The 14,668-nt window shown below is 50.3% G+C and carries 7 protein-coding genes; 6 read left to right on the top strand and 1 reads right to left on the bottom strand.

Annotated elements, in window-relative coordinates; translation table 11 throughout:
- The 4 genes from Mcas_RS16260 to rlmB are packed head-to-tail and all read left to right on the top strand — an operon-like array spanning position 1 to position 9,901.
- Complete coding sequence (locus Mcas_RS16260; RefSeq protein WP_052566852.1) at positions 1-2,373, top strand: PAS domain-containing protein; 2,373 nt, start codon at positions 1-3, stop codon at positions 2,371-2,373.
- A gap of 9 nt (positions 2,374-2,382) precedes the next feature.
- Positions 2,383-8,757 (top strand): AAA family ATPase, encoded by a 6,375-nt coding sequence (locus Mcas_RS04345; protein WP_052566851.1) that lies wholly within the window; start codon positions 2,383-2,385, stop codon positions 8,755-8,757.
- Positions 8,758-8,805: 48 nt separating this feature from the next.
- Positions 8,806-9,138, top strand: a complete 333-nt coding sequence (locus Mcas_RS04340) for a hypothetical protein (protein WP_040334278.1) — start codon at positions 8,806-8,808, stop codon at positions 9,136-9,138.
- A gap of 4 nt (positions 9,139-9,142) precedes the next feature.
- The gene (rlmB, locus tag Mcas_RS04335) at positions 9,143-9,901 is read left to right on the top strand and encodes a 23S rRNA (guanosine(2251)-2'-O)-methyltransferase RlmB (RefSeq protein WP_040334277.1); all 759 of its coding nucleotides are present in this window, start codon (positions 9,143-9,145) and stop codon (positions 9,899-9,901) included.
- Here the strand turns inward: rlmB and Mcas_RS04330 are convergent.
- Positions 9,836-12,112 carry an SBBP repeat-containing protein gene (locus Mcas_RS04330; protein WP_052566850.1) on the bottom strand — a complete coding sequence of 759 codons (2,277 nt, stop codon included), beginning with the start codon at positions 12,110-12,112 and terminating at the stop codon, positions 9,836-9,838. The genes rlmB and Mcas_RS04330 overlap by 66 nt on opposite strands.
- A gap of 268 nt (positions 12,113-12,380) precedes the next feature.
- On the opposite strand from Mcas_RS04330, the gene Mcas_RS04325 reads away from it, so the two are divergent.
- Together Mcas_RS04325 and Mcas_RS18010 are read left to right on the top strand one after the other, a co-directional pair.
- Entirely contained in the window at positions 12,381-14,267 is a 1,887-nt protein-coding gene (locus Mcas_RS04325) for a hypothetical protein (RefSeq protein ID WP_040334276.1), read from the top strand.
- Positions 14,167-14,640, top strand: coding sequence for a hypothetical protein (locus Mcas_RS18010; protein ID WP_156033126.1), 474 nt, complete (start codon positions 14,167-14,169; stop codon positions 14,638-14,640). Before Mcas_RS04325 ends, Mcas_RS18010 begins: the two co-directional genes overlap by 101 nt.
- Positions 14,641-14,668: the final 28 nt, after the last annotated feature.

Below are 14,668 nucleotides of genomic sequence, written 5' to 3'. Positions count from 1 at the left end.
TTGAAGATAAAAACCAGCCTACATATTGGGGCAATCGTGTCTATCGTTACGGTGATACTGATTGCAGGCATACTCCTCCATGAGAGGACTCTGGATGATGAGATAACTAACAAAAGCCGTATAACCGAGCGTTTGGTTAAGGGCGTCTTTGAGATGAACATATTGATCTATGATTATCGGATATACGAGGGTCATACAAGAGAGCGGGTACGTATGCAGTGGCAGTCAAAATTCGCCTCTATCTCGGGTCTCCTTGATATATTGGAGTCCGGTAGCAGTCCCAATAACCTGCAGAAAAGGGGGCTTATAGGTGAACTGCGCGACAATATCAACAAGATCAAAATACTTTTCAACGACATGGAGGCAATTAATGGCAGCGAAGCCGGGGAAGGGGATAACTTCTTGTATTCCGAGATGAAGGATAGGATATTCTCCCAAATCATGGGCAGATCGCATACTGTAGTATCGCTCTCATCCCAGCTTTGCGATATGAACTATAAGACCCTGGACAATATTCATGACAAGTCGCATATTCTTATCATCATATCCATAACCTTCCTGATGTTGTTTGCAATAATTTTTTCCTGGTTGATCAATCGAGGGATCGGCAGACCCATAGCCAGGATCAATATGGGGCTGGAGAACCTGGGAACAGGCAACCTGGATTATAAGATTGGTATTGCAGGGGACAACGAGATAAGCCGGATAGCAGTCTCGATTGAGGCGATGGCTACCAAACTCCGGGAAACAACAGTCTCCCGCGACATACTCACCGCAGAGATAGAGGAACGTATAAAGATCGGCAACAGACTTAAGCGGCTCTCGGAGGCCACTACCGAGGGGATTGTAATAACGGACAAAGGACACATTGTGGACGTAAACGAGCAATTCGCAACGATGTTCGGCTACACAATCGAGGAGATAAAGGGAATGTCTGCCACAGACCTTGTCGCACCCGGGGAGCGCGACAAAGTCAGAAACGTTATATCCTCGGGCTATGAGCAGTTATATGAAACGACAGGGCTTAGAAAAGACGCAACGACACTCGATCTGTTGATATGTGGAAAGATGTTGCCCCTTGAGGGCCCTTACATGAGGATAACGGCCCTTAGTGATATAACCGAATTCAAGGCAAAGGAAAAGGCCATGATAAAGGCAAGAGACGAATGGGAGAGAACCTTCAACGCCATCCCTGATCTTATCATGCTGCTTGACCGTGACCACAGAATCACAAGAATTAATGAAGCAATGGCGAAAAAGTTAGGCTTTACCTCCGACAGAATAATAGGCAAGGCCTGCTACGAGATCATGCATGTACAGGATAAACCGATAGATGTATGCCCCTATCAGAGGTTGCTCAAAGACGGTCATGAACATACCGTGGAGATTTATGATGAGCACCTGGATGGCTATTACCTGGTCACCGCAACCCCGCTGTACAACCCTGACGGTATGTTTTATGGTTCGATACACCTTTCACGCGACATAACCGCCCTGAAGATCGTACAAAACGAGCTTGAGGTCAAGACCTACACCCTCGACCGCCTTAATAAAAATCTTGAAGAGCTTGTCAAAAACAAGGTCAACGAGATTAGACAGAAGGAGCAGTTGTTGATACAGCAGTCCAAGATGGCGGCCATGGGCGAGATGATGGCCGCCATAGCCCATCAGTGGAAACAACCATTAAACGCCGTGGCCGTCATTATCCAGGACCTCGAGGATGCATACCGCTATGGAGAGATCGATGAGGCTTATATCTCTGACACGGTAAAGAACACAATGGCACAGGTCAATTTCATGTCCAATACGATTAATGAATTCAGGGACTTCTTCAAACCGTCCAGGGAGAGAGAGACCTTTGATCTTATCAGGATCACGGCAGATGTGTTGTCGCTGCTGTCATACCAGCTCAAGGTCAATACGATAAACTACCGGATTAACTGTCACATACACAACAGGTCGTTTAGTCATTACACCGAGGTAGTCCCATGTGAGGCCACCACGGTGACAACATACAAGAACTATCTCGCACACGTTATCCTCAACATAATAAACAACGCCAAGGATGCCATCAACGAAAGAAAACAAAAAGACTTGCTATGTAAAGAGGGTATGCTCTGCGTTGATCTATACAAGGATGGTGGCACACTAAGGATGGAATTTAGTGACAACGGCGGTGGAATCCCCGATGGAATAATCGACAAGATATTCGATCCTTATTTTACGACCAAAGAAGGTGAAAAGGGCACAGGTATAGGATTGTACATGTCAAAGATGATAGTAGAGGATTCTATCGGTGGAAGGCTTTACGTCAAAAACATCGGAGATGGGGCCGTGTTTACAATAGAACTAAGCAGTGCTCCAGAGGGGTAGTGGTGGAGGATGCAGCAGATTTTAGACTATAACAACCCGGAGCTTATCTACGAGAGTTCAAATTCGCTGGTGTATCGGGCGATACACAAGGATACACGGCAGCCTGTCATCCTGAAGCGGTTGCGAGAGGACTATCCGCTGCCACACAAATTGGCAGGGTTTCAGCGGGAGTATGAAATTGCCCGGTCATTTGACGACCCAGGGGTTATCAAGGTCTATGCCCTGGAGAAATATCACAACACCTGGTTTTTGATCATGGAGGACTTTGGGGGGCAATCCCTCGATGGTATGATATCCTCCAGCGGGCTGGATGTCTCAGGGTTTTTGCCCCTTGCAGTGCAGATGGCCGATTGCCTGTCGGTGGTTCATCGCCGGAGGGTCATCCACAAGGACATCAACCCGTCCAACATCCTGTGTAATCCCGGGACCGGCCAGGTCAAACTGATTGACTTTGGCCTGTCCACCGCCCTTCGTAGCGAAACGGTGTGCCCTTTGAACCCCAATGTCCTGGAAGGAACTCTGGCCTATATCTCTCCCGAACAAACCGGCAGGATGAATCGTCCGGTAGATTATCGCTCTGACTTGTATTCCCTGGGGGCCACCTTTTATTTCATGCTATTTGGGACTTCACCATTTGTCAGCGCCGACCCCATAGAGCTGGTGCATTGCCATATAGCCAGGGAACATATATGTCCACCCAATGCCAATGTCCCCGACATGCTGGTGGGGATCATCGGACGATTGATGAACAAGACCGCAGAGGCACGCTATCAGAGCGCACTGTCGCTGAAACATGACCTGGAAATCTGCCGTGGGCAATGGGAAACCTCACAACGGATCACGCACTTTGTCCCGGGAGCAAACGACCACTTTGAACAGTTTCACATCCCCCACAAGCTCTATGGCCGGCAGAGAGAAATACGGGTTTTGCTTGATAGTTTTAAACGCACACAGGCAGGTAAGTCCGAACTGGTACTGGTAAGCGGATACTCAGGTATTGGAAAGTCCTCCCTCGTTGCGGAAATCCACAGGCCAATAGTAGAGAAACGTGGACATTTCATCTCAGGCAAGTTCGATCAATACCAACGCAACATACCCTACTCTGCCTTGATTGAAGCATTTCAAACCCTCCTGCAGCACATTCTGACCGAACCCGAGTCAGTGATAGTCTCCTGGAAAGAAAAAATACTCGCGGCGGTGGCAGACAACGGACAGTTGATCGCAGAGATAATCCCCGAGCTGGAACTGGTCATTGGCAAGCAAGAGCCACCGCTGCCCCTTCCCCCAACAGAGTCCCGGAATCGTTTCAACTGGTGTTTTCAACACTTTGTGGGCGTCTTTGCTACGCCCCAACATCCGCTGGTTCTGTTTCTGGACGACTTACAATGGGCAGATATGTCTTCGCTGAAACTGATCGAACTCCTGATGACCAACGAGGACAGTCGTCATCTTCTTATGGTGCTGTCCTGGCGCAGCAACGAAGTGGACAACGCCCATCCATTGACCCGAACCCTCCTGGAGATACGACAACGACAGGTGGCGATACACTCCGTGGTGCTGGATGCACTGGAGGAGGCCAGCGTCAATAAAATGCTTTCCGAAACACTACATCGTCCCGAGTCAGAAACCCTGCCGTTGGCACAACTGCTGCTTAAAAAAACCGGCGGCAATCCCTTCTTCCTCAGAAACCTGCTTACCTCCTTGTATGAGGATGGCCTGATTAAGTTTGCCCCCTCGGCATTGAGCTGGAGCTGGGATATGTCGGCAATATTACAGGCAAGCATATCGGAAAATGTCGTGGATTTCATGATAAAACAGATCAGGAAGCTGACTCCTGTCACCCAGGATATCCTGAAGTCCGCCTCCTGTCTGGGCAGTACCTTTGGTTTAAAGATGTTATCGCTGCTTCATCGGAAAGGTATGAAGGAGACATTTGGTGAACTGTGGGAGGCCCTTGAGGAAGAACTGGTACTCCCCCTGGATAATGCGTGGAAATTTATCTCCGACACGGAATCTCGGTGCATTCTTATGCGTTTTGCCCATGACCGTATCCAGCAATCGGCGGCATCACTCTTATCACCGCAACAGACTGCAGAACTCCACTTTACTATCGGTTCCCTGATGATACAACACATGGACAAGGAAAAAGAGGAAGAACACCTCTTTGAGATCGTCAACCACTTCAATCAGGCATTGCACCTTGCCACAACAGCGGAGGACAAGACCAAAATCCGCTTGCTGAACCTCAGGGCCGCCCGCAAAGCCAGACTGTCTCTGGCCTATGAGACCGAATTCCACTGCATGAAGTCGGCACAGTCGCTGCTGAATAAAGATGCCTGGAACACATCCTATCAGGAGACCCTGAGTATCTACACGGAGACCACCGAGGCGGCATTTCACATCGGGGACTTTGCCGGGATGGATGCCGCATCAGGGGAGGTTCTCACCCACGCAGAGGCATTTCTGGATAAGGTTCCGGTCTATCTGCTGCAAAGCAACAGGCGTATCGCAGAGAATCACCAACGTGATGCCATCGTAATGCTGCTGCCTGTGCTGGCAGAGTTGGGAGTGCATCTGCCTGCAAATCCGACAATGTCCGACGTCCAACAGAAAATGGCCGTGGTGACAACAAAGCTCTCCCGATATTCCCTCGATGCACTCCTTGAACTGCCTGTCGTCAACGAACCCCACAAACTGGCTGCCATACGGATCATGACCAACGTGATCCCCTCTGCGTGTCGTGTAGACCCTGTTTTGTTTTCCCTTATGACCCTGGAATGTGTGGAGCTGGCAGTCGCCCTGGGGAGTAATCCCTTGTCCTGTCTGGTGTATGGGGCCTATGGGATACTACAAACCGTGCTTGGTGATTTTGATTCAGGCTACCGGTTTGCCCTGCTGGCAAAACAGATGATAGAACGCTTTAATGACAAGACCATCAAGCCAATCGTGTTTAATGTCTGGTATGCCTTCATCCAGAATCACAAAGAACACCTGCGTCAGTCGGTTGCGGGATTACAGGAGGTACATTCGTTAGCGATGGCGGTGGGCAATTTTGAGTTTGCCGCCATCCCGATCCATTTTCTCTGCTGTCATAGTCTGTTTTTGGGGAAAAACCTGATTGAACTCAGAGATGAAATGGCCCATCACATCGATGTAATGCGTAAGATCAACCAGATACTATCGGTGCGTCACACACAACCCTGGCACCAGATTGTCCTAAACCTCATCGAGGCCCCGCAGGACCCCTGGCAACTCCAGGGAAGCGTCTGTAATGAGTCCGAATTCCTGCCGATGCTGCAACAGGTCGAGGACCTCTATGCCATGCAGTTGTTCTACTTTTCCAAGGCCATGCTGGCCTACTGGGGGGGACGCTATCAACAGGCACAAGGGCATATAGTCCTGGCAGAGCAATACCTGGATGCGGTGGCCGGCACGTTTCTGACCGATTCCATGTTCTGGTTCTATCGCTGCCTGATAACCCTGGCCCTTTACAACAAGACAACCCCTGAGATGCAGGCAAGAATCCTCTCAGACGTAAAGAGCTGGCAGCAGAAGGTACGCCATAGTGCCGACCATGCCCCCATGAACAACCTGCATCGCCGCTACCTGGTAGAGGCCGAAGTTGCACGAGTCCTGGGCAACATCTCCGAGGCCGAAGACGCCTACGACAACGCCATCGAAGAGGCACAGCTCAACGAGTACCTCAGCGACGAGGCAATGGCCAATGAGCTGGCCGGAAGGTTCTACCTCAAACGCGGCAAAAACAGGATCGCAAAGGTCTACCTGATGCAGGCCCGCTATCTCTACGAACTGTGGGGGGCAACCGCCATTGTGCAACGCATGGTGCGTCAATATGGCGGCCTGGTGGAATTACGAAACACCCCAACGCAGGACTTTAAATCTTCCGCTTCAAATTCCCCTGATAGTTCAACATCTTCGGAGAGTCACCCCCATTGCAGTGTCCTGGACATATACACCCTGTTAAAGGCCTCCCAGACCATCTCCGAGGAGATACATCTGGAGGGGCTGCTTGAGAAGATCATGCGGATCATGGTTGAAAACGCCGGAGCTCAAAAGGGCGTCCTGCTACTGAAGGAGGACACACGGTGGCAGATACAGGCACTTGTGGAGACGACATCCAATAAGGTTGAGATATTTCAGGGGATTGACCTGGAACTGGAAGAGGGGTTGCTTGCGCGTTCGGTCATTCAGTATGTCATTCGCACGGCACAGACGCTGTTGTCAATCAATGCCTCGCGGGATGTGCGTTTCATGCGTGACCCCTATGTGCGGCAACACTCGCTGAAGTCAGTCCTGTGCGAGCCAATCATGCACCAGGGGCAATTTAGCGCAATCCTGTATATGGAAAATAATCTGACCGTTGGCGCCTTTACCGAGGACCGCCTGGAGGTGCTGACGATACTCAGTGCACAGGCAGCTATCTCCATCGAAAACGCCAGACTTTATGCCGGCCTGGAAGAAAAAGTGCAACAGCGAACCCAACAGTTGCAGTACACCACGCGAGAGTTGGCCGAAAAAAATAAGGAACTGGCAAAGGCAAGTCAGTTCAAAAGTGAGTTCCTGGCCAATATGAGTCACGAAATACGCACGCCGATGAATGCGGTTATCGGCTTCTCCGGACTTGCCTTAAAGACCGCACTGACTCCGCAACAACATGACTACCTCGTTAAGATAGAGTCATCTGCGAAGTCCCTCCTTGGACTTATCAACGACATACTTGACTTTTCAAAGATAGAAGCAGGTAAACTAGAAATGGAAACCATTGACTTTGACCTTGAGGATGTTATCAAAACAGTTACGGACATTGTCTCCGTGAAGGCGGTAGAAAAGAATATAGCGTTTATCGGTAAAACGGACAGCGATGTGCCGGGCTGTCTGGTTGGCGACCCGCTTCGCCTGCGCCAGGTGTTGATTAATCTCTCCAATAATGCGATTAAATTTACGCCTTCAGGTCGTGTTGTCCTGAGCACGGAGTTGTTGACAAGGGATGATGTGCAGTGTCTGCTGAAATTTTCGGTGTCGGACACGGGTATTGGCATGACATCGGAGCAAGTAGCGCGTTTATTCACGGCCTTTTCGCAGGCGGATACATCGATAACCCGTAGGTTTGGCGGCACAGGGCTTGGTCTGGCTATATCCAGGACCCTTGTGGAGCTTATGGGTGGACGGATAAGCGTTGACAGCGAACCGGGAAAGGGTTCCACCTTTTCCTTTACCGCAACATTTGCATATAACCGGCGGGGACGTAAGAGAGACCGCTCCAGTGTCACCGACCTCAAGGGTGTGACGGATGCTGTTAAGGGTGCCAGGGTGCTGCTTGTTGAGGACAACGTGTTGAATCAGCAGGTGGCCGGAGAGATATTAAGGGCGGCAGGGGTGCTTGTGGAAGTGGCGGGTAATGGCAGGGAGGCGGTTTACGCCGTAAACCAGCGAACATATGACCTCGTCTTTATGGACGTACAAATGCCCGTGATGGGCGGATATGAGGCCACGACATTAATCAGGGAAAACGAAAGGCTAAAAGACCTGCCAATCATTGCAATGACTGCCCATGCCATCAGCGGTACCAGAGATGCATGTATTACGGCGGGCATGAATGATTATGTCAGCAAGCCGGTTGAACCTGAAGCGGTGTATCGTGCCATGTTGCGATGGCTCAAACCGACAATGCGGCAGTTGTCCCGGCAGACAACAGATACCCCGCAACAGCCACAAATACAAGTGGATGACGTTGATTTTCCAGAGACCTTGCCCGGAATCGACATCGCATCGGCACTGGTAAGGCTTAACGGCAACAAGCGGTTCTTCAAAGAGTTGTTGATGGATTTTGCCGAAATGTATGCCTCCATAACGCAAGAGATACAAGCCGAGATACACAAAGGCGATATCCCCAAGGCACAACGTCTGGCGCATACCATAAAGGGGACGGCAGGCAATCTCTCCGCAAATGGCATTTATGCGACGGCAGGGGAATTGGAAAAAGCCATCAGGGATGGAAGTGAGGCCCGGTATGTCGGGCTGTTATCGAAGTTTGACGCTGCCCTGCAACAGGTACTGGAGTCGTTAAAGGTCCTGAAGCGACCAGAGAGTAACCTTGCATCGCCTTCCGGCAGTACGCCCGGTGACATTGGCCAACTCAGGGCAACCCTGAAGGAACTCTATGACTTTATAAATAATGACAGTCCCGACGCCATAGAAAGTCTGGCCCGCTTAAAACAATGCCTTGATGTTTCACGTATCCCTGAAGAACTCAGGCAGCTTGAGGGACAGATAAGTAACTTTGACTTCCCAAATGCGTTGAATACTTTGAAGGACATTGAGCGTAAAATAAATCTTTCACCAAAATTACAAGAAGATGCATGAGGAATCTAAAAAACTATAGATATTTCGCAGAACCAGGAGGCAGTTAGCATGGAAATTGACATAAGTATTGACAAGGAATCGATGGCATTTGATGTTGCCAATCCCTATGATTTTGACGTTGTAAAGGCCAGGGACAAGATAGTTGGTTTTGCCAGTGGCATGGGGGTTGATGTGGGACAGTTGAATATTGATCATCTGTTGTCACGAATGATCCGCGGTGTGGCAGGTTGTGAGCATGGTTGTCCTGCCGATGCAAAGAGCCTTGTGCGCAGCGGGGTTGGGGCATTTAAGCTCGACTACATAGACGGCGGCATACTTTCTGCCAGGTGTGCTCTAAGGGACAACAAACACCTGGAGATAAAGGTGTTTCCGGGTTATTAATCCCATGGACGGCAAGTGGATATACGGCATAAATCCCGTGATGGAGGCGCTCAGGGCCAGTGCAAGGCACATGACCGTGTATGTCTCCGTCACGGGCAAGACCGACAGGATCAGGGACTTGGTTGAGCTGGCGCATCAGAAGGGGTGTCAGGTCAGGACGGTAGAGAAGGGCTTTTTTGGCCGGTTTGGTTCGGCATTGCACCAGGGTGTGTGTGCCGTGCCCGGGCAACAGCAACAACAGCGGCAACAACAGCAGTTTGAGGACGTAGAGGATGTCCTCTTGCGCGTATCGGTCCAACGAGAGCCTGGGTTGTTTGTCATCCTCGACGGTATCACTGACCCCGGCAACGTTGGCGCCATCCTGCGCAGTGCCGAGGCCACGGGTGTCAGTGCGGTTGTCTTTCAGAGTCATCGCAGTGCGGGTATCACCCCCACGGTGGTCAAGACCTCTTCGGGGGCAAGTCAGTACGTACCGCTGTGTGTGGTACCAAACATCAAGCACGCAATGCGGACTCTCAGCGACAACAACGTCCTGATCTGCGGGGCAGACTCACATACCGGGGTATCCCTCTGGGAGACAGACCTCAGCAGCCCTGTGGCCTTTGTCTTTGGCTCCGAGGGGGAGGGACTGCGCAGAACGGTCAAGGAGCACTGCGACCAACTCGTAAAGATTCCCCTCTATGGCAAGATAGACTCCCTAAACGTCTCCGTAGCCGCCGGCGTCTTCCTCTTTGAGTGCAGGCGCCAACGCCTTAAACGCTGACGCCTGGGCAGACATAAGCCGTTGCAGGTGTACAAATGAGGCATTGTCATCATCGCAGTCGTCATTGTCATCGTAGTCGTCGTTGCAGGCATCGTTGTCGTCATCGTAGTCATCGTTGCCGTTGCTGAATCCCTGGATGGTATTGCCAGAGGTATCTGCAACGTTGCTGTTGCCGTTGCCGATTTCCGACATTTCGTACAGGCAACGCATACGTTTCTGTAACCACTTTTTGACATAAGGTGGATCGAACTCTTCTTCCCCGTAGCCGTAGCTGTTCCATTTAGCGATGAACTTACCGTCGGCAGTGAACTTCTGGAGACGGGAATTACCCCAGTCAATGACGTAGACGTTGCTGTCACCATCTATCGCTATGCCACGAGGCAACGCAAACTGTCCGTCCTCACTGCCCTCACTGCCCCAGGCAGCGATAAACTTGCCATCAGCGGTGAACTTCTGGATGCGATGATTATCGGTGTCAGCGACGTAGACGTTGCCGTTGCCGTCTGCCGCTATGGCATTAGGATAAGAGAACTGTCCCTTACCGGTGCCTAAATTGCCCCACTTTGCAACGAATTTGCCATCAACGGTGAACTTCTGGATGCGGTGATTATATGTATCGACAACGTAGACGTTGCCGTAGCCATCTGCCGCTATGCCAAATGGCTCCCTAAAGCGGCCATCTTCGTTGCCCATGCCGCCCCAGTCGGTGATAAACTTGCCATCGGCGGCAAATCGCTGGATACGATGGTTTAGCGTGTCGGCGACGTAAACGTTGCCGTTGTCGTCCACCGCTATGCCACGAGGATAAGAGAACTGTCCTTCCCCTCTGCCCTCACTGCCCCATTGGGTGATGAACTTACCATCGGCGGTGAACTTCTGGATGAGGTTGTTGGCGCCATAGATGCCGCCGCCACCCGTATCGGCTACATAGACGTTGCCGTTGCCGTCTGCCGCTATGCCTTGAGGGAAAGTAAAACCCCCTTTACCCCTGCCATGGCCGCCCCAATTAGCGATGAACCTGTCATCCCTGGTACATTTCTGAATAAGATTATTATACCTGTCTGCAACGTAAATGTTATCACCACCATCTGACGCTATGCCATAGGGGGCATCAAACATGTTTTTACCCCTGTCGTAGCTGCCCCATACGGCGACGAGTTTCCCCTCAGCGGTGAATCGCTGGATGCGGTTGTTATGGCTATCAGCGACGTAGACGTTGCCGTAGCCGTCTGCCGCTATGCCGGAGGGGTCCTTAAACTGGCCATCTCCATTGCCCGTGCTGCCCCACTTTGCGATGAACTTGCCATCAGATGTAAATTTCTGGATGCGGTGGATACCGCCATAAACATCCATATCATGCCTGCGAACTATCGAGAAGGTACCACTTGTCGGCGCCTCCTCGGGGTGGTCAAACTCACCGACGCCATTGTCTGTAACGTAGACGTTACCGCTACCATCTACCGCTATACCGGATGCCTGATTAAACTGCCCATCACCATCACCGTAGCTGCCCCATTTAGCAACGAACTTACCATCGGAGGTGAACTTCTGGATGCGGTTATTAATACCACGGAAGCCCATGATGCCTGTATCTGCAACGTAGACGTTGCCGTTGGCGTCTACGGCTATGGCGGAGGGTTGATTAAACTGGCCGTCACCTTTGCCGTGATTGCCCCATTTTGCGATGAACTTACCGTCGGAAGTAAATTTCTGGATGCGACTGTTATTGGTATCTGCGACATAGATGTTGCCGTTGCCGTCTACCGCTATACCGGAAGGACTGCTAAACTTACCGTCATCTCTGCCGTAGTTGCCCCACTTAGCGATGAACCTACCATCGGTGGTGAACTTCTCAATGCGACTGTTATTAGTATCTGCAACGTATACGTTACCTCCGGCATCCACCGCAATGCCGCAAGGACGGTCAAATTGGCCATCGCCATTACCACGGCTTCCCCATTTGACGATGAACTTACCATCGGCGGTGAACTTCTGGATGCGATTGTTAGCAGAATCAGTGACGTATACGTTGCCTCTGGTATCTGCTGCTACACCAACAGGGTTGCTAAAATACCACGGTTGCTCAAGTTTCAGCCACACCCGCCTTTTACCCTCTGCCGCTGCACCGTCTACCACCCACGCAAACACAATAATACCCAACAACAACGCCATCCACGACTTACATCGTAACAGCTCTTCTCCCCCACGCATAATAATCCTCCTTTGGTTTCTCAAAAATACTTACATAATCCTCATATACTCACCCTAACACAATTATATAACCTCTGTCAATCGTTTTGGCAATTCGGACACGGCAATCGCATTTGAGAATTTTATGAGTTGTTAATTAGGTTACCTTGACTCAGGATGGTTTATTGTTTACAATAGACGAACTATCAATATTTAAGGAGTGTAGCAGGACATTATATCGAAAGTTGAATATAAAAGGGTTATTGTTGCCGGTTGCGTTTTTTCGGTTATGTTTCTCTATTTCTTGTTGCGCAATGGCTACTATCCTGCAGCCGGCCTGGAGATAAATGCAACCTTGGACAAGCGCATACAGGCCGTTGTACGCTGGGACACCGGCGATGGCTTTAACGACAACGAGGCACAGTACATCACCCTGGGCAAGGAAGCACCATTAACCGATACCTCTCACGCTGTCAGAATAGAGCGCATGGGACAACGCAATGACAGGGCCGGTGCCACAGACGTGCTTATAGCGCAGATAAAGACCGACAAGGGCAATGTTATCCCCCTGTCGGAAACACCTTCGCTGGCCGTTGTTGATCTGAGCAGCGGTGGCGGAGGCAGCTTTGGGAAGGCCTTTCTTTTCCGAAAAGACGGCGATTCCATTAGTTTTGACGCCGGGTTTGCCGCACTTGAGATAGTCTTTCTCTCAGGCATGTCGTCAGGAAAGGTACGGGTAACAGTCGATGAAGACCAACACGTCTTTGACCTGTATAGCCCCGTAAATACATTTAAGTCCGTTGTAACAGACAAACGGTTTGTCCCGGGACAGGACGTAAAAACCGTCACCTTGCCGCAGCTTAAGATCAAGGGATTGCTCCTGCACGGCATTGACCTCAGCCGGACATTTACCCTGAACTCCCTGGACGTAGTCTACTCCGACGGCAGGGTACCGTTGCAGTTTGACCGGAGCAAGTTCAGCTCAAGTATCGGATTTGGCAACATCCACCAAAAGAAGCAGAGGTTCCACCCCGTATTGATTTGCATCCAGCTTTCGTTGGCACTGCTGATAGCGTGGCTGACTTATGAACTGTCAGGATTGCCGCGGCGTCTGTCACTGTCGGGGTGGCGCTCTGTGCCGGCCTACGTGTTTGTACAACAGAGGCGCTGGGTATTCTGGGCGTTTTTTGTTGTCTCAACGACCGTGTTTTCCCTGTGGCTGATGGCCTATTGGCCCGCGGCCATGACAAACGATTCCCTTGACCAGTGGGTTCAGCAAAAAACACTAACCTTTAGCAATTGGCATCCCTACATATATGCAATGGGATTGGCTTTTCTTAGTCAGATATTTGATTCTCCGGCATCCGTTGCCATGTTTCAGTTGTTGTCTACGGCGGCGCTGGGCAGTTGCGTCTTTTACTTTGCAATAAGAGAGGGTGTGCGATTTTATCTCATCCTGCCATTCTTTGTCGCCTTTGTCCTGTCCATACCCGTGGGGGCTTATAATGTCACCATGTGGAAGGATGTTCCTTTTTCCGTCCTGACGTCCTTCTTTGCATTTGGCTTGTTTTTCCTGGCATACAACAAAAAAAAGGGCAGACCGGTAACGCCTGCATGGAAACCTGTCATTGTTGCCTCTGCGATGTTTGCCGCATTATGCCTTGTCAGACACAACGGGATCATATTTCTGTTTTTCTTACCCCTGGTTCTATGGCTTACGAGGCTTATACCGGGTAGGTGGGTACTGCGCTTTTCGATCGCTTCGTTAATTATCTTTGTGTTTATCCAGTACATAGTGGCAGGTGCCTTGTCCGTACATAAGCGCACCAACTATAACCTGTTAAACGTAACTTGGAAGATAGGTCCTATGCTGGCATTGTTTGCATCCAGGCTGCCTTATTACTCGGATGACTATGAGGCCGATGCCAGAATGATACAGAAGTATATGAGCGTGGAGGAGATAAGGGAAAAATATACATATCTTAATGCACCGCATATATTTTTCAGTAAGTTTTCAGACGGCAACGTATCCTATGACGACGAAAGGCGCCTGAATCGATTCTTTATCAGGCGGGTTGCCGATAATTTTCCAATGTTTTTTTTCAGAGCGGGCATTTCTGATATCCTCTGCCTTTGGCTACAAGTACGCAAGTCTGTGGGGAAACGAACTGTATAAGCCCCCCCGGGACAGGGACTTTATCAATCCGATAACGGCAAGGCTTAACCTTTCACCCAGGTCTGTAGGGCTGTTCACCACTGTCAATGACTTGGTAAACAGGAGCTTTAACTATGCAGGCGTTTTTAGCGCCCGGTTCTGGATATGGAACCCGCTTATGCCCCTGATGGTTATTACCGCAGCATTCTTGCTGTACAAGTGGCTGCCTGTGACTGCCCTGTCGTGTTCGTTTGTCTTGTTTCAGGTTCCGTTTCTGTTTTTGACAATACAGTCGCCGGATTTTCGATACATGTATTTTATTTATCTGTTTTCATATATGCTCTTTCCCCTGCTGCTTGTCGAACTACACGGCAGAAAAAACTATAATAGATAGCTTGTATCCTCTTTAAAAAGCAGGGTAA

The sequence above is a fragment of the Candidatus Magnetobacterium casense genome (assembly GCF_000714715.1).
In the GTDB taxonomy this organism is placed as follows: Bacteria; Nitrospirota; Thermodesulfovibrionia; order Thermodesulfovibrionales; family Magnetobacteriaceae; genus Magnetobacterium; species Magnetobacterium casense.
This window is presented reverse-complemented; position numbering and strand designations above follow the sequence as displayed.